Below are 616 nucleotides of genomic sequence, written 5' to 3' on the forward strand. Positions count from 1 at the left end.
CGCTCGAGCGGCGTGGCGATGGTCGCCGCCATGGTCTCCGGGCTGGCGCCGGGCATCGAGGCAGACACCGAGATGGTCGGGTAATCGACCTGCGGCAGCGGCGACACCGGCAACAGCTTGAACGCCAGCATGCCCGCCAGCGCGATGCCGATGGTCAGCAGCGTGGTGGCGATGGGCCGTTCAATGAAGGGACGCGAAATATTCATGCTGTCCCTGCGTCAGGCTTGCGGCTGTGCCGGCGGCGTCGGCGGAACCAGCGGCGCGTTGGCCGAAGGCGCATCGTCATCATCCGGATGTCCCGGATGCTTTTCCTTGCCGAAGCGCTTGCGCATGCGTTTGGCCAGGCTGTCGAAACCGAGATAGATCACCGGCGTGGTGAACAGCGTCAGCACCTGCGACACCAGCAGGCCGCCGACCATGGTGATGCCGAGCGGCTGGCGCAGTTCGGAGCCGACGCCCGTGCCCAGCATGAGCGGCAAGGCGCCCAGCAGAGCCGCCATGGTGGTCATCAGGATCGGGCGGAAGCGCAACAGGCAGGCTTGATAAATCGCGTCACGCGGCGACTTGCCTTCGTGGCGTTCGGCCTCGAGCGCGAAGTCGATCATCATGATGGCGT

The 616-nt window shown here is 66.1% G+C and carries 2 protein-coding genes; both read right to left on the reverse strand.

What is annotated here, in order from left to right; all coding sequences use genetic code 11:
* Positions 1 to 206: efflux RND transporter permease subunit (locus tag HLUSI_RS30500; RefSeq protein WP_040503867.1), on the reverse strand; the 206-nt coding region annotated here is incomplete at its 3' end.
* Positions 207 to 218: 12 nt separating this feature from the next.
* Positions 219 to 616: efflux RND transporter permease subunit (locus HLUSI_RS30505; protein WP_016836386.1), on the reverse strand; the 398-nt coding region annotated here is incomplete at its 5' end.

Source organism: Herbaspirillum lusitanum P6-12 (assembly GCF_000256565.1).
GTDB lineage: Bacteria > Pseudomonadota > Gammaproteobacteria > Burkholderiales > Burkholderiaceae_D > Herbaspirillum > Herbaspirillum lusitanum.